Source organism: Polaribacter sp. BM10, from assembly GCF_002005425.1.
Taxonomy (GTDB): Bacteria; Bacteroidota; Bacteroidia; order Flavobacteriales; family Flavobacteriaceae; genus Polaribacter; species Polaribacter marinaquae.
Map to the genome: position 1 here is coordinate 876,278 of NZ_CP019704.1, position 17,173 is coordinate 893,450.

The 17,173-nt window shown below is 25.8% G+C and carries 16 protein-coding genes; 1 reads left to right on the forward strand and 15 read right to left on the reverse strand.

The features are described 5' to 3' along the window. The first annotated feature begins 2 nt into the window (after positions 1-2). Positions 3-1,184 (forward strand): DUF4105 domain-containing protein, encoded by a 1,182-nt coding sequence (locus BXQ17_RS03805; protein ID WP_149025862.1) that lies wholly within the window; start codon positions 3-5, stop codon positions 1,182-1,184. On the opposite strand, the gene BXQ17_RS03810 is transcribed toward BXQ17_RS03805, so the two are convergent. Genes BXQ17_RS03810 through BXQ17_RS03880 form a run of 15 tightly spaced genes read right to left on the reverse strand, consistent with a single transcriptional unit; the run spans position 1,164 to position 17,172 of the window. Further along, the gene (locus BXQ17_RS03810; protein ID WP_077809363.1) at positions 1,164-2,543 is read right to left on the reverse strand and encodes an exopolysaccharide biosynthesis polyprenyl glycosylphosphotransferase; all 1,380 of its coding nucleotides are present in this window, start codon (positions 2,541-2,543) and stop codon (positions 1,164-1,166) included. The genes BXQ17_RS03805 and BXQ17_RS03810 overlap by 21 nt on opposite strands. Beyond that, positions 2,543-3,283 (reverse strand): glycosyltransferase family 2 protein, encoded by a 741-nt coding sequence (locus tag BXQ17_RS03815; protein WP_077809364.1) that lies wholly within the window; start codon positions 3,281-3,283, stop codon positions 2,543-2,545. The genes BXQ17_RS03810 and BXQ17_RS03815 overlap by 1 nt, the downstream gene beginning before the upstream one ends. Next, the gene (locus BXQ17_RS03820) at positions 3,276-4,559 is read right to left on the reverse strand and encodes a phenylacetate--CoA ligase family protein (RefSeq protein ID WP_077809365.1); all 1,284 of its coding nucleotides are present in this window, start codon (positions 4,557-4,559) and stop codon (positions 3,276-3,278) included. The genes BXQ17_RS03815 and BXQ17_RS03820 overlap by 8 nt, the downstream gene beginning before the upstream one ends. Next, the gene (locus BXQ17_RS03825; protein ID WP_077809366.1) at positions 4,560-5,561 is read right to left on the reverse strand and encodes a glycosyltransferase family 4 protein; all 1,002 of its coding nucleotides are present in this window, start codon (positions 5,559-5,561) and stop codon (positions 4,560-4,562) included. It abuts the gene before it with no gap. Next, entirely contained in the window at positions 5,551-6,921 is a 1,371-nt protein-coding gene (locus BXQ17_RS03830; RefSeq protein ID WP_149025863.1) for an O-antigen ligase, read from the reverse strand. The genes BXQ17_RS03825 and BXQ17_RS03830 overlap by 11 nt, the downstream gene beginning before the upstream one ends. A gap of 2 nt (positions 6,922-6,923) precedes the next feature. Further along, on the reverse strand, positions 6,924-8,000 hold the full coding sequence (locus BXQ17_RS03835; RefSeq protein ID WP_077809368.1) for a glycosyltransferase: 1,077 nt from the start codon (positions 7,998-8,000) through the stop codon (positions 6,924-6,926). Next, complete coding sequence (locus tag BXQ17_RS03840; RefSeq protein ID WP_077809369.1) at positions 7,993-9,126, reverse strand: glycosyltransferase; 1,134 nt, start codon at positions 9,124-9,126, stop codon at positions 7,993-7,995. Before BXQ17_RS03840 ends, BXQ17_RS03835 begins: the two co-directional genes overlap by 8 nt. Beyond that, complete coding sequence (locus BXQ17_RS03845) at positions 9,126-10,262, reverse strand: glycosyltransferase family 4 protein (protein ID WP_077809370.1); 1,137 nt, start codon at positions 10,260-10,262, stop codon at positions 9,126-9,128. The genes BXQ17_RS03840 and BXQ17_RS03845 overlap by 1 nt, the downstream gene beginning before the upstream one ends. A 14-nt stretch (positions 10,263-10,276) precedes the next feature. Next, complete coding sequence (locus BXQ17_RS03850) at positions 10,277-11,644, reverse strand: hypothetical protein (protein ID WP_077809371.1); 1,368 nt, start codon at positions 11,642-11,644, stop codon at positions 10,277-10,279. A gap of 6 nt (positions 11,645-11,650) precedes the next feature. Beyond that, on the reverse strand, positions 11,651-12,304 hold the full coding sequence (locus BXQ17_RS03855) for an acylneuraminate cytidylyltransferase family protein (protein ID WP_077809372.1): 654 nt from the start codon (positions 12,302-12,304) through the stop codon (positions 11,651-11,653). A gap of 1 nt (position 12,305) precedes the next feature. After that, a complete protein-coding gene (neuC, locus tag BXQ17_RS03860; protein WP_077809373.1) occupies positions 12,306-13,427 on the reverse strand; it encodes a UDP-N-acetylglucosamine 2-epimerase in 1,122 nt (373 codons plus the stop codon). After that, on the reverse strand, positions 13,428-14,018 hold the full coding sequence (locus BXQ17_RS03865; protein WP_077809374.1) for a hypothetical protein: 591 nt from the start codon (positions 14,016-14,018) through the stop codon (positions 13,428-13,430). It abuts the gene before it with no gap. 2 nt (positions 14,019-14,020) lie between these two features. After that, positions 14,021-15,067, reverse strand: a complete 1,047-nt coding sequence (neuB, locus tag BXQ17_RS03870; RefSeq protein WP_077809375.1) for an N-acetylneuraminate synthase — start codon at positions 15,065-15,067, stop codon at positions 14,021-14,023. 12 nt (positions 15,068-15,079) lie between these two features. Next, a complete protein-coding gene (locus BXQ17_RS03875) occupies positions 15,080-16,153 on the reverse strand; it encodes a glycosyltransferase family 4 protein (protein WP_077809376.1) in 1,074 nt (357 codons plus the stop codon). A gap of 2 nt (positions 16,154-16,155) precedes the next feature. Continuing rightward, the gene (locus tag BXQ17_RS03880) at positions 16,156-17,172 is read right to left on the reverse strand and encodes a glycosyltransferase family A protein (protein WP_077809377.1); all 1,017 of its coding nucleotides are present in this window, start codon (positions 17,170-17,172) and stop codon (positions 16,156-16,158) included. Position 17,173 lies beyond the last annotated feature (1 nt).

Below are 17,173 nucleotides of genomic sequence, written 5' to 3' on the forward strand. Positions count from 1 at the left end.
TTATGATAAAAAAACTACGTATAGTTCTTCCTATCTTTTTATTATTATTTAAAATTAATCATGCTCAGAAATTATCTACTTTCTCAGAAATATCTATTGTTACAGCAGGTCCTGGTAAAGAGTTATATGAGAAATTTGGTCATTCTGCAATTAGAATTAAAGACCCATCTTTAAATTTAGATGTTATTTATAACTATGGAATATTTGATTTTGATAAACCTAATTTTCTATTAAATTTTGCTCACGGTAATATGTACTACCTATTGGCTAAATATGATTTTGTCTATTTTTTTAATAGTTACATGAAAGATAAGCGTTGGTTAAAACAACAGGTTTTAAATTTAAATACATCCGAAAAACAGCAAGTCTTTTTATATTTAGAAAAAAATGCTCTAAAAGAAAACGCAACATATTTATACGATCCTTTTTTTAATAATTGTGCATCTAAACTTAAAGATATTACTCTTGAAGTTTTAAAAGAAAATTTAATTTTAGAAAGTAATGAGATAGAAAACAATAAAACATTAAGACAATTAATGAACAACGAAATTACCTGGAATACTTGGGGTAATTTTGGAATTAATTTAATTGCTGGTACTATCTTAGATAAAGAAAGAAATCAAATTGCCTACACTTATTTACCTGATTATTTGTACAAAACATTTAAGAATGCAAAAATTAAAAGAAACGGAAGAATTGTAAACTTAGTTAAACGCGAAGATGTTTTATTAAATTATAAAGAAGTTCAAAATAATAACTTTATTGTAAGTCCGATTTTTATTTTTTCTGCTCTTTTAATTATGGTTTTATTTATAACTATTAAGAATATTAAAAATAACAAAAGATCTAAAGTTTTAGATTTTTTAATCTTCTTTATAACTGGTTTAATAGGTTTAATTTTAACCTATCTATGGTTATTTTCATCGCACACAACTGCTCCAAATAATTTTAATGTATTGTGGGCATTTATCCCTAATATTATTATTGCATTTTTATTATTAAGAAAATCGGTAAAACTTTGGATGAAAAATTATTTAAAAGTAGCAATAGTTTTATTGAATCTCGTTCCATTATTATGGATATTAGGTTTACAAAGCTTTACAGTAACTTTAATTCCTATTTTAATATTATTAAATATTAGATATTTCTATTTACTAAAAAACTTATTGCCCTCGGTAAAATAAGATTGTTGTAATGGTTTTAATTAAGATTTTAAAATCAAGAAAAGCACTTCTTTCTTTTATATAATACAAGTCGTATCTAAGTTTTATTTCTTGTTCTTTAATTGTATTTGCATACGGGTAATTTACCTGAGCCCACCCCGTTAATCCAGGTCTAACAATATTTCTTATAGAGTAAAACGGAATTTTGTTTTCTAAATCGTTTACAAATTCTGGTCTTTCTGGTCTAGGACCAATAATTCCCATATCCCCTTTTAAAATGTTATAAAATTGAGGAACTTCATCTAATCTTGTATGTCTTAAAAACTTGCCGAAAGTTGTAATTCTTGTATCATTTTTTTGAGCCCAAACTGCACCATTGTTCTCTGCATTTGTAACCATAGACCTAAGTTTATAAATCTTAAAAATCTTACCATTTTGCCCTACTCTATCTTGAGAATAAAAAAGAGGACCACGATTTGCAAAAATATTTCCTATTAAAATTATAGGAAAAACAACTAAAAAAGCCATCAAACCAATTAAAGCAATAAAAATATCTGTTACTCTTAAGCCAAATAAATAAAACCTATTCGTATTGTTTTTACTAAAATTAATATGCTTATAAAAATTAAGTTCTAAATATTCTTTAGGAACTCTTAAGTTTATTTCTTCATAAAAAGACTCGTAACTTGCAATATTATATCCTTTTTGAAAAAGAAAAATCAACTCTTTATTTAAAGATTCTAAAACTTCATCAGATAAACCATCTTTAGAAACTACAATCTCATTTATACTATTATCTGTAAAAAATTCTGAAAGATTTTCAGTTTCAACATTTCTAAAACCATCAACATTATCGATTTCTTTATCAGAAAAATAGGCTTTAAGGTTATGAAAATTATCCTTTTGAATTTTTTTTAACATCCCTTTTATCTTATCAGATTTACCAATAAAGATGACAGTTTTAAAATACTTTGGAGAAAATATTAACTGAATGTATAAAAACCTCCAAACAACAATTGGTATTGCAAGAATTAAAAAAAGATAGACAATTTGAAGTCTATTATTAGGTAAAATAGGTGATAAAAATGGTGTAAAAACGTAAAATATTGTTGTTGCAAAAGCAGTAACAACGATACTTCTAAGTACCAAATATCTGTTATTAGAAATGTTTAAATTAAATAATTGAAAAATTTCTCCAAAAATTAAATAATATGTAATAAGTAAAAATGCCCATACAAGTAAACTATTACTATAAAAGTTAAAATAACTAAAATTCAATATTTCAAAAGAAAAATACAAGCTAGTAATAATAACTATTGTATCTATTATTCTAAGCAAAATTTTACGCTCAGAAATATTAAAATATTTTTTTTGATTCATTAAAATAGTTTATTAAAAACATTGCACGAAAGATAAAAAAATGATTTAACATATGACATTTTTTCAATATTTTTAAATAGATAGAAGTTCCACTTAAGCATTTCAAATTTATTATTAGAAATAGACTGGTTTCTTAATCTATAGTGTGCTAAAATTTCTGGAATACCAAAGGCGTGTTCTTCAATTTTTAAAATTTTTAACCACAGTGCATAATCTTGCCTTTTTCTAACATTTGGCATGTAAATTTTGCCCAATTTATTAGCATTATAAATTACCGTTAAACATCCAATTCGATTAGAATAAAGCATGTTTTTATAATTTAGAGTTGGTCTACAAATAAAGTTTTTAATTGGTTTTTCTGATGTTTCGTTTATAGTGCTGTAAGAGGTGTGTGTGAAATTATAATTGTTTTGAATCATAAATTCTATTTGAAGCTCTAATTTGTTAGGCAACCAAATATCATCACTATCTAAAAAAGCTATAAATTCACCATTTGCTATATCTATTGCAGTATTTCTTGCTATTGCTGTTCCAGAGTTTTTAGCTAATTTATGTAGCATAATCCTGCTGTCTTTCGCGATAAAACTTTCTATTAATTTATTGCTGCCATCCGTAGAACAATCATCAACAATAATCATTTCCCAATTTTTATAGGTTTGATTTAAAACACTAATTATGGTTTTTGATATAAAAGCTGATGAATTATAACTAGGTGTAATTATAGAAACTAAATTATTCATTTATGATAGAAATAAAGTTTTTTAATTTGCCGTTAGATTTTTTTAACTCTGTATCTGTTTTAATTTCGAATTCTATATCATCTTTAAAATGTCGCTTAATTTCTTTACACAGCTTTTGCTGAAGTTCTGCTTCGATTTGATTCTGAATTAAAAACACCAATTTACCTTTTTCCTCTTGTAAAACTTGATAGTTTAAATTTATATTTTCTTTTTTTGAAATATTTTTAAAAATGTAATACAAATATAAACTAGGATACATATTTTCTTTCCCGTAAATATTTTCTCCTACTCTACCTGTTATTTCTTTAATAATTAAATGTTTTTTACCACAAGTACATTTCTCATTTCTTGGTGCCAAAGAAATATAATCGCCTAACTTATATCTAATAATAGGAAATGATGTTAATTGCAGATTCGTTACTAAAATCTCGTTGTTAACTTCCTCAACATAAACACCTTCCATGTTTATGTGAATATTTCCTTTATTACATTCAAAACCTATAATTCCGGCTTCTGTAGCGCCATATTCACTAACCATTTTTAATCCGAAAGCTTTTTTTATTTCCTTTTGATATGAATCAAAGATTTTTTCTGATGTACCTTTAACTAATTTTAAATTTTTAGGTTTTTCTAAATTTAGTTTATTGATTAACACAGCAGTTTGATAAATCATTGAAGAATAACCTTGAATATAAGTTGCATTTTTAGTTTTCTTAATAAAACTCTTTAGAGATTCGTCTTCAAAACTAAAGATTCTAAATCTATTTTGGAGTTTGTCTAAAAGCTTATTTTTTATTTTAGAAATAAACGAGAAATTAAATCCCCAGAAATACCCATTTCTATCCCAAGGATTAACATTATGCCAAGAATAACCACGTTGAATTGATGCTCTATTAAACGAATCTGCTTCTTCATTTCTATAAAATTTTAATGATTGACCAGAAGTACCTGATGTTGTTGCCAAAAATTGTTTACGAAACTTTAAATTGGTATGAATTTCATTAACGTTTTCAATTAATTCTTCTTTAGTCAAAACCGGAATTAACTTTAAATCATCAAGCGATTTAATTTCTTGAGTATTGACTTTAGCATATTTATCTCTATAAAAAGTAGAATTTTCTATTGCTAACTTTATTATTTCTCTAATTTTTTTTAACTGATATTCTTCTAATTGTTCTAAAGACCAATTCTCGGTAGTTTTTAAAAACTGATAGTTTTTTCTAAGAGATGGATTCCTAAAAGTTTGTCCTAAAAAGTAAATAAACTTGTATATCATCTATTTTAGTATTTCTAACCACTTTTTTCTTACTGAATTCCAGCCAAAACTTTCTACTTTTTTTCTGGCATTTATTGCTAGATTTTGATGCTTTCCTTCAACAATTAAATTGATGGCATTCGCCATTGCTTTAACATCGTTTTTATCAACTAACAAACCACTAATATTTTCTTCTATTAAATATGGAAGTCCCCCAACGTTGGTAGAAACAATTGGCAAACCCAAAGCCATAGCTTCGATAACACTAACTGGCATATTATCAAAATTAGAAGTATTTATAAATATATCAAATTCTTTAGATTTTTTATGCCACTCTTCCTTAGCCAAGAAACCTGTAATTTCAATTTTATCAATTAAATTATATTGAGTCGCAAGTTTTAAAAAATTTTGATATGATTTATCCTTTATTGGACCAATCATGCACAATGTTGCTTCTGGTAAAGATTTCAAAACTTCTTTTAATACATTTAAAGCCATTACTGGATTATAAATTTCATGAAAAGCCCTCACAAACAGTAGTTTAGGTTTTATATTTGTTCTTTTTAAAAACGGATACTTATCAATTTGAATAATGTTTGGTATTTCATCAACTACATAATTAGAATTTTCAAATTTCTTTTTTAGATACATCGAAGGCGAAACATTCTTGTAAGCATTATTAAATATTAAATTAGATAAGAATTTATTTTTTTTGAGTCTATTTGGTAAATTTCCTCCATGTAAAATAGTAATGTATTTTAATTTAAAAATTCTACAAATTTGAGAACAGATTAAAGCATAGTAAAAGTTTGTTGTACTGTAAGTATCAATAATAACAATATCTAATTTAAACCTTAGTTTTAATAAATTAACACACATATCTAACAGTCTAAAAAACTTATTTTGTTTGTTAGACGTAACAATTATATCAAAGCCTTCTGTTTTAAGAGAATCACTTAATAGTTTTAAAGTAGTTTCATTTTTAGTATTGTTATTACCTATGTAGAGAATTTTAATACTCATTATCTGCAATCATTAAATTCTCGTCTTCTGTGTTTTCTAATTCATCAATATTTGTGATATTTAACAAACTTAATGCATAAACAAATCCAGGAAGAGCAATTCTCATAGCAGAATGATTAATGGTTAAAAACCAAATCAAATAAAATGCAATTATAAATGCTTTTTGATAAGAATTCCCTTTTAAGAAATTAAATAACGGAATTGTAATTAGTGCTATTAATAAAATAAAACCTATATAACCATGTTCTTCTAACAACCGACCGACTTCATTATGTGATGCTGCAGTAATTGCTTCACCTTTTTTCATTCTTTCATATTTACCATTACCAACGCCAATGCCTAAAGGATTCTCTAAAAAATTACTCATTTGAATTTTCAAAATATCTACTCTACCTGTTGTAATATCTTTCTGGACTCCTATTGCATTTTTTCCTGTATATCGATTATTTAACATTCCATTTGTAATGTCTAGTGTATAAATCCAAATAGACAATATAAAAACCATTGCTAACATTAAGTATCTAAAAAATTTTACAAAAGATATTTTTTTATACATTAAAAAAAATATCACAAAAAAAGCAATCGAAATTATAGACGTTAAAATTCCACCTCTTGAAAAGGTTAATAAACCACGATAAGAAAAATAGATTAAAAAAATAGCATCGATATAAATTAAACCAGTTAGTTGTTTATTTGATAGGATATAAACTGTTAAAATAAACATACCTAGACCAATTGCAGTTGCAACTTGATTTGGCCCAAATCCTCCAGAGGTTTTAAAATTTGCTTCACCTCCAAATACTATTTCACTTAAATCTGGTGTCCTAAAATAAAGGTAAATTATCATAGAAAATAATGGCAACAATATAAAGTATAAAACATCCATTAATCTTTGAGCAGAAACCTTTCTTTGATAACAGTATATAGCAGAAATACCTAATACAATTGGCCCACTTAAATTAAAAATAATATTTTTTCTTATTGATTCACCTTCAGGTACTTTTGTAAAAACAATTCCTAATAATAAGAGTAAAATATAAAAGACATATTGGATAGAAAAAATTTGCTTAAATTTTCCAATAAACATTCCTAACAGTAGGTATAAAATAACAATGTACTTTCCTGTTTCATAAAAAATAAAACCACTAGTCATACGAATGTAAACTTCTGCACCAACAATATAAGCTGCAAAAAGTAACGCTTCTTCATTTTCATTTTTTGAATTAAAAATGAAATAAATAGGAGTTAAAATAATTACAAAACCAAAAATTTTTGGAAAAAAACTAAATGTACCCAAATATCCAAAAGCTAGATGAATTAATATGAATACAAGTTTATTTTGAAGAATTAATTTTATCAAAATTAAGAGCTATAAATTTTAATTATTTTTTTTAAAAAAGGTCCTATAGAATAGTTTTTCTTAATATTGATTTCATTATTTTGTCCAAACTTAATTCGATCAGTTTCTGATTTTATTAACAATTCTAATTTATCAACTAGTTGATTCATATTATTGTTTTCAATTAAATAACCCGTTTTTTTATCAATAACAACATCTGAACATTGACCAACATTTGTACAAACTACAGGCAACTTAGCTAAACCGTATTCTAAAAGAGCCAAAGGCAAACCCTCTGAATTAGATGATAAAACCCCAATATCTGATTGTAATAAAATATTTTTGATATCCATTTTAGCACCATAAACAAAAATATGCTTTTCTAAATTCAATTCTTTAATTAATACTAAGTTTTTTTGTGTATATAAATCATTCCCAAGTCTTCCTACTAAATGCAAAGTCCAATCAGGGTTATTTTTATTTAGTTTTGCAAAAGCCTCTATTAAAATTTGATGGTTTTTTTGATTTCGAAAAGCTGCCAAATGAATTATTCTCTTTCCATTTTCACCATTCAATTTTGTTTTTTCTTTTACTAAATTAAAGCACGCAAAATTATTTACAAAAAAAACATTTTTACAATATAATTTTTTTTCAGACCAGTCTTTCAACTTTACATTCACTGATATTATAGAATGCGTAAAAAATGAAAAAAGTTTTAGAAATATGCTTGATCTATCCTTCAAGTTTTCACTTTTTCCATAGTGATCATGCCATATTATTTTTAATTTAGGATTTATTACTTTTATACAAAAAGCCATAAATATTGAGGTTGCATGTGCATGAATCACTGATATGTTATTCATATTTACATATCTTTTTAATTTCATTAAAGCTTTAATATCTACCGTTTTTTTTCTATCTAAAAATATATAATTTGCTTTATTATTGATGTTTTCTGTTAATTTACCTTCTTTTCTTGTTGCACAAATATGTGAGTTTAAACCTATTTCATTTAAACCGTTGGCTATATTAACCGCTAATACTTCTGCACCACCTGTTTCTAATGAATCAATAATTTGAACAACACCTAAATTACTCATAATTATTCTCTAATTTTTTTTTAATTTCAACTTCAAATTTATCTAAAGTATACTCTTGAGACCAATTGGTTGCATTTAAAACTTTTTCTTGATATCTTTTTTCATCATTTAAATATCTTTTTATTTCAATGATAATATCTTCAATGTTAGCATCAGGTTTTAAAACACTTCCTCTTGAGCCATTACCAAGCATGTAATTTACACATGAAACATTTGATGATATTGGTAAACAACTCCAAAACATTGCTTCTGCCACAACTTTAGGCCAACCTTCAGATTTAGAAATAAACAGTAAAAAATGAGATTCTTTAAAAGCTTGTTTTACTTCAATTTTGGGTTTATTTCCATATAAAACAATGATGTTTTGAAGCGAATTTTCTTTTATGTAATTATGTATTTCAGTAAATTTATCACCATTTCCGTACATATTTAATTGTACATTAAAACCTTGTTTAGAAAGTTTTTCTATAACTTTTACACTTAACATAGGTTGTTTACCAACCGAGAAAGCGCCAACATAGATAAATTTAATTACTGATGATAAGTTTTTAGTTTTTACTATTTCTATTTCATTTTTTTTATAGGATGCTGTAAAAAAAGGAATTATATTTTTTGATTGATTTTCCCAATTTCCGTAAACCAAAACCTTACAGTTTTTTGTTAAAAAAGTATTCGATAAAATCCATTTTTGAATCTTATAACTAACAGGCTGTTTGCTGTTTGGATCCCAATTACCTGCATATTTTACTGTCTTTGGTTTAGAAGGGTAAAATATTTGAGCTAAAGCACCTAAAAGTCCAATATTACCAGGGCATCGTAAATGTATATGATCTACGTTTTTTATAAATTTTATAATTTTAAAAAAAATTAAAGGAATGTATAAAATATTATGCAATGCATATGCAATATTTTTAATATGCAGACTAGGTATTTTTTCTAATGTAACTTTAACTCCAGTATATTCACTTTCTATAGCAGTTAGTTTTTCTTTTGATATTGGTGATAAAATTTTTATTTCAGTGACATATTTAGCCCATAAATTCATCTCTCTTACATAAGGCTCATAAGCATAAATTTTGTCAGAATGCTGTTTATGAATTGCGTGCGTTATAATTCCAAATTTCATTATCTTAAAATTGATTTATAAAATGAAATATTATCTTCTAAAATACTATCAGAATCAAAACATTCTAAGATATGTTTCCTACTCTTTTCTATTAATTCTAATCTCTTTTTATGGTCTGAAAATAAATGAACTACTTTTTCACTAATATCTTCTTTAGAGTTGGGTTTAAAAAAGAGTACTGAATTAGAATTTCCTACAATTTCATTAAAGGGTTTTATATTACTTGCTATAATTGCTTTTCCCATAGCCATTCCCTCAATTAAAGTTAACCCAAAAGATTCTGATATGGAGGGATAAACGCATAATTGAGCTTCCTCTAATCTTTTAGGTAAATCCTTGTATGGAATACTACCTGTAAATTTTATATTGTGTTTATCTATGTCTTTTATTCTTTTCTTTAATAATCCTGTGTAAGAATTACCATTATTATCTACCCAATCTCTACCTATTATTTCTAAAACCACATTTGGATATTTCTTTTTTATAATTGGTATAGCATCTATTAAACTATCTATTCCTTTCTTATAACAAACCGTTCCAACAAATAACAACTTGTACAAATGTTCTTTATTATAAGAACTCTTATAAAAAGGTTGTAAATCAATACTATTATAGATGGTAGTGTAAGTAAAGTTGTTTTTTAAAAGCCTTTTTGTCTTGTAGCCAACATAATTACTTACTGCTACAAAATTATCTGCTTTTTTAAAAGATATTTTTTCTTGATAAGCTTTCCAATTATTAACTTTTCTTTGCTCTTCAGATGCAAAAAAATGGTGCCCTCCATGTAACCTAATTACTTTCTTATATGATGATTTGTAAGGAAAAAAAGCAAAATTCAATTCACTTCCTTCAATAATATCTATTTGTTTTTTTTTATGGATTTCTTTTATACATTTTAAAATTCTAATCTTATGATCGTAAAATTTTGCAAATTTCCATTTAGATATTTTTAACCTATAAACATCTATTTTATTAAGTTTATAAGTTTCATCTTCTTGAATATTATAAACTCCTAATACAGAAACCTTTATATTCTTTTCGGTCAATTGTTCTGCTAAAAACTTAATAAAAGTACCTATACCTCCATGGTCTTCATTTTTATAAGGATACTCATTTGTCAAAAAAAGAATATGCATTTTAAATAATAAATTTAATTTGTAAGATTATTCACAATATTCTTAGAAATGTTATCACTATCTAAATTTATAGTTTTTAACCATTCAGTACCTAAAGAATACTTTCGATTTATAGCTTCTTTAATAACAGAATAAATTTCTTCTTTAGAGTTTATCCAATATACAGATTGTTTTGTAGGCATCGACTTAAAATGTTGAAATTTATATATGGTATCTACATCCCAATTAAAATCTTTAACTGTATTGTAATTTAAATATGCTGCAGGTTTATTAAAAAAAGCAAAATCATGAGCCATTGTAGACCCTAAATTAATAACAAAATCTGAATGAGCGCAAATATTTGTAAGTATTTTTATGTCTTCGTAATAAGGATATAAAGTTGTCCAATTTTTAGAATTATTACTCCATGCTGGTTCTATAGGAATAACTCTATCTACATATTTCTCTAAAATATTTTTATATCTATCAGATGTGTCTACCGGGCATCTTCTGAATATAATTTGATACTCTTTTTCATGATCATTTTCCACTATGGCTTTACATATATCTTCTAAATAATTTGGATCATAAGGTGAGGTCATTAAATCATCACCAGAAAAACAAATTGTTTTCTTTTTTAAATCTAAATTATATTTTTCAAAGAAAACTTGTTTTGTTAAAATGTTATTTTTGTCCTTGTAAAAATCAAACTGAGGTGTACCTGTAACTATAATTCTATCTTCATTTATTTCTGGGTAAAATAGTTTAATTTCTTCTTTCATATACTTAGACCAAACTAAATATTTATTTGTTTTAACAGTTAATCTAGCTTTTGGTATATTATCCCAAGAATAAATTACTCCTACTGTTTTTATTCCTAATAAATTAGCAGCTTTAACTATAGGTATTGCTTTAATAGCTCTTTGATGAGTACAAAAAATAGTTTTTGGTTTTATTTTTTTTAAAAAATCTATTTCATTGTTTGAAAATTTTAGAGACAAGTTTTCGTATTTATTTTCTAACCATAAAATTCGAGAATATTTTTTACTACAAAAATTACCTAAAATTTGTACTAACTTATAAAAAAGCTTTTGTACACCTTTTTTATTATAATTCCAATTCTTTAAAATTGTAGTATTTTTTACTAATTGTGCGTTGTAGTTTAACCTAGCAAAAGCAATGGTTTCTCTAAAAAATTTATGTTTTATAGATTCTTTATAATTTTTAATTACTTTATCTTCAAAATCTATTTTATGTAGTTTTTTTACTTCATTTAGTGCATTTTCATCTAAAGAATGATATACTATTACTTTATTTTTAGACCTTAATAGTAAAGGAATAATATCAGCAAACAAATAGTTTCTAATACCTACACCATCGGGAACAACAATTAAAATACTCATAAACTATTATATTAAATCTTCTTTAGTATCTATATCTAAACTTTTTTGTTTGCTCATTTGGTAATCTAAAGTATTGTCTGTTATTAAAAGTTCTTTTTCAAGAAATTTCTTAGTTTTAATAATATAAATTGCTCCATTTGCTCTGAAAGTCTCGGGTAATATTTGCCTTGGACTAAAAGGAAAATCATTATTAATAATACCTTTTAAGAAACCATTTTTATCTAATTTAAAAGTCTTATACGGATGATGCTCTACATTACAAACACTAATTAAAGAATCTGCATTCTGTTTTTCTATTTTTTTAAAAGATGCATCAATATCTTTAGAATCTCTTAATGGAGATGTTGGTTGTAATAGAATAATGTAGTCATATTTTTTATTTTGTAAACTATTTATAGCGTGTTTTAATACAGGTTCTGTTCTGGTTGAATCTTCTGCTAAATAGTTAGGTCTTTTTAATAGCAAAACATCTTTATTTTTTTTAGCAACTTCTAGAATTTCATCACTATCAGATGATACCAGGGTATCTGTTATATAATTAGACTGTAATGCGGCATCAATAGTCCATTGTATTAATGGCTTTCCTTTGAAATTAATAATATTTTTCATAGGAATCCCTTTAGACCCTCCTCTTGCTGGAATAATTGCCAATACTTTCATTCTATAAATCTTGAAATTGTTTTTGTCTACTTACTTTCCAGAAATTTTCTCTCTTAAGTAATTCTAAAAATAAATTATCACTTTCTCCATTTCCAAATTCTATATTTTCATTGTTTTTACAACTATTTTCAATATTGTTTATTGCTTCTAATATTTGCTGCTTATTATTTGATACGTTTTTAACAGAAATAGCACTACCTCTATTATGTTGCCTAGTTCCTATGTCTATTGTAGGTATATTATAAAAAGGAGCTTCTCTTATACCTGCACTAGAATTACCAATTATAAATTGAGCCTTACTTAAAAGTTTTAAAAAATACTCAAATCTTAAAGAAGGAAAAATTTTAAATCTGTTATTATTTTCGAGTCTTTGATATTCTTTTAATATTTCTTTAGTTCCTAAATCGTTATTAGGATAAATAACAATATAGTTTTTTTTTGATGTTAGCAATGCATCTACAAAGGTGTTGGTTTGTTCTTTAATCTTATGATATTCTGTAGTTACTGGGTGAAACATTACAATTGCGAACTCTTTAAAAGGTATTTCGTAATAATCTTTAACAACTTTTAAACTTGGTAAATTAGAAGGATTCATTAAATCTAAATCGGGAGAACCAATAATATAAATAGAACTTTCTAATTCTCCCATTTGTATCAATCTTTTTTTAGCTTCTTCATTTGAAACTAAATGTAAGTGAGATAATTTACTCACAGAGTGACGAATTAGCTCATCAATGGTACCTGAAATTTCTCCTCCTTCTATATGCGAAACTAAAATATTATTTAAACTACCAACAATTGCTCCTGCTAAAGCTTCTACCCTATCTCCATGAACAACAATTAAATCTGGTTTTTGAATAGCTATATATTCAGAAAAACCTTGAATTGTTTTTGCTAATGTTCTATCCATAAACTCTGCGCCTGCATGGTTTTGAAAAGTAGCTATATTGGTAAAACCACTTTTATAAATTTCATTTACAGTAAGGCCATATTTTTCATCTAAATGCATTCCTGTAGCAAATATCTGCACGTCAAAATCTGTAGATTTTTGAGTAATTTTAATTAATGATTTAAGTTTCCCAAAATCTGCACGAGTTCCTGTTAAAAAAACTATCTTTTTCATTTATTGTCTGTAAATAGTTTTAGTGTTTGTTATTGCAATTTTATCTTTTTCTACATCTTTATTTACAAGAGTATGAGCTCCAATAACAACGTTATCTGCAATTTTATTTTCTCCTATAATAGACGAGTTACAGTACATAACTACATTATTTCCTATGACATTACCTGTTCCTTTTCCATTAATTTTATGCCCAATTGTACATCCTTGATGAATTTTAAAACCTTTACCTATTTTATTTCTACTTCCAATAACGGTAGATTGCCCATGAACTATATAAAAACCTACATCTATTTTATTATTAAAATAAATTTCACAAGAGCATAATTCTTTAAGTAACCAATGTACTTGAGGCATTAAATTATCTAGATGGTTATTATGTAATTCGTTACCTAATCGGTATAAAAAAATGGCTAATTCGTTATTATTATTAATTATCCTACATATAATTTCGTTTTCATTAATTTTTGGAAAATGATATTTTACATCTAAAATAGTACTTTTTAAAGCTCTATTAACTATGTAATTAGGTATTAAAACTGGTTTAAAAACTTTTTTTTGAAGAAATGAAATAAAATTAATAATATCAGTCATTTTTATATACAAATATCCTTTAGACTTAAATGCGTGTCATAATCAATATTTCTAATTGCTTTCTTTCCTAAAATAGAATTATAATCTTCAGCTAAAATTTCTCCTGTTCCAGGTCTTTTTACCCATAGATTATCTTTTGTAAAAGTCTCTCCTTTTTTAATTTCTTTTATTGCAACTACTGTAGCAAAAGCAAAATCTATAGTTACCTGCTCTTCTTTAGCAGGTTCTTTGGTGCCTCCTCGCATTTGCCATATTAAATTACTTCCTGTAATTAATTCTTTACACTCGTTTTCATCCATAGAGCAAATAATATCGGGACCTGTTCTTTGCATATGGTCTGTAAAATGTCGTTCTAAGATAGAGGCTCCTAATGCAACTGCTCCAAAACAAGCATGATTAGTTATAGTATGATCTGAAAGTCCAAAAACATTATCTGGAAAATTATTAGACAATTCTTGCATTGCGCCAAAACGAACTAAATGCGGTGGTGTAGGATATAAATTTGTTGTATGTAACAATGCTAGAGGAACATTATTTTTTTTAAAAATAGCTACCGCTTTAGCTACACTTTCTATAGTGTTCATACCTGTACTTAAAATTACAGGTTTAGCAAAAGAGGCTATATGTTCTAATAATGGATAATTATTACATTCTCCAGAACCTATTTTATAGGCAGCAACATTCATTTTTTCTAACCTTTCAGCAGCAGCTCTAGAAAAAGGAGTCGATATAAAAATCATTCCTTTAGATTCTACATATTCTTTTAATTTAATTTCATCTTCTTCATCTAAAGCACAACGCTTCATTATTTCATAAATAGAAACATCTGCATTACCTGGAATTACTTTTTTTGCAGCCCCACTCATTTCATCTTCTACAATATGAGTTTGATGTTTTACACACTCTGCACCAGCTCTGTAAGCTGCATCAACCATTTCTTTTGCTACTTTTAATGAACCTTCGTGATTAATTCCTATTTCTGCAATTACAAATGGTGGGTAATCTATCCCTATTTTCCTTCCTTGTATTTCTATTAATGTATTATTCAAATTTAAGATCTTTTAAAGTATTGATTTTTTAAATTTTTCATCCCAATCTTTATAACTCCATATTTTAGAAGCTTGTTCAATAGACAATTTTTTTAAATCTTCTTTATATGATTTTTTAAAAGCATTTACCCATTCCTTAACAATATTCGGCTTTTTTACAACAGTAATGTTATCTAGCCCCATAACAACCTCTGGTATTCCTCCATTTTTAGATGTTATTACTTTTACACCACATTTTATAGACTCTAGTAAAGATAATCCAAAACCTTCTTGACATAGAGAAGTAAAAAAGTAATAATCTGATATTTGTAAATATTTAGCCATTTCATGATTTGAAATTCGACCAATATTAAAAACATTTTTTTTGTTAATTTCAAGATTAGAACCTATTATAATAAACTTTACAGGTATATTTAATTTATTAATTTCGTCTATTATTTTAATAAAAATATGTAACCCTTTTTTTCTTCTAGAATTAGACATCCAACATATTATTTGGTCATTAAAATTAAACCCCATTTTATGTTTTTGCTCACTTTTATTAACTCCTTGTAAAGGATAAAATATTAATGAATCAACACCATTTCCTATAACTTCTACCTCTGGAGTAAAAGTTTGATTTTTTTTAAGCGCATCTCTGTAACTTAAATCTGTTAAAAAAAGTATTTTATCAATTTTATTTAAAATCAGTTCGCTTAAATTTAGTCTAAAACCGTGAAAAGAAAAAATCAATTTTATTTCACATTTAAATTTGTTTTTTTCTAAAGCAATTGCTTCTAAGAGATGAGTATCATCTAAAACAACAATAGTCATTTTTTTTGTTTTTTTTGATAAGTTGGATATTGCAATCAAATAATCTTTAGCCACCCAGTGCTTTAAGTTTAGATTTCTAACTTTTTTATTCCAGGTGATAAATTTTTTTTTTTGACAAAATATATTATTTGTCCCCTCTTTTTCAGGAGATAAAATATAATCAAAGAAATCTGGATTACTTGTAATAAACTTACTTAATCTAGTTGACCAACTACCAATAATGTTAGAAGGTAATCCTATGTTAGATATTAAAATACGTGTTTCTTTTAACATAATTAATAATCTGCTTTCATTCCTTTGTACGAAAAATATATTTTTTTTGCTTTATTAAACAAAATTTTATGTAATATTTTACCTATAAAATAACCTTGTTTTTTAACATACTTTACACTCGAGAGAGATTTTAAAGGATTGTTTATAAAATTACTATTTTTAATCTTATCTAACTCTTCTATCATCCATTGCTCTTTGGTGTTTCCTAAATGGTATGCATAATTACCAGGTGTAGCTAGCCTAAGTAAATTAGCTTTATCATTGGGTATATCAAAATAATCAGATTCACTACCACCAACAATTTTATGCATACAAACCTCATTAGGGCTTTTCTTAAAAACTTCTGCTCTAAAAGTGGCTACAAAATGACCACAACCAATTACAGCATTAATATTGCCTTTACTAATTGTTAAATACTTACTTAAATGCTGTTTGTTATACATTTTTTTTCTTCCTATACTTTTTTGAAAATTCTCTAATGCATCAGAATCCTGAACATCAGAAAATTTTAATTTACCTTTTGTTAAGGCATAATATATAGTGTTGTACATATATTCTGATCTATAGCCTAAGCTTGTAGGTACAGGAGAAACCATTCCTGCCTCTGGAAATACATCTATTATTTTTTCTACTTCTTTTTGCCAATTAGGTAAAAACATAACATCTGCGTCCGAAATAGATATTAAAGGTTCTAAATTACTTTTTACTGCTGCATAAATTGCATTTATTTTACCTAAATTAACTTTAGATTGCAGTAACTGATCTACTAAATCGTTAGATTGATATATTTTATTTAAATAATCAACAACTTCAGAACAACAATTATTATTTATAAGAGTTACTCTGGTTTTAGAATGTATTGTTAATAAAAGAGATTCTAAACATAAAGCTAATATTTTTAAACCATCTTTAAAATAATTTTCTTCTAGGTTAGGTATATATACGGGTATAACAACCCTATGATATGATTCTATTTCTAAATTACTATTTTCTTTAGCAGGGTTATTTCCAATCCTCATA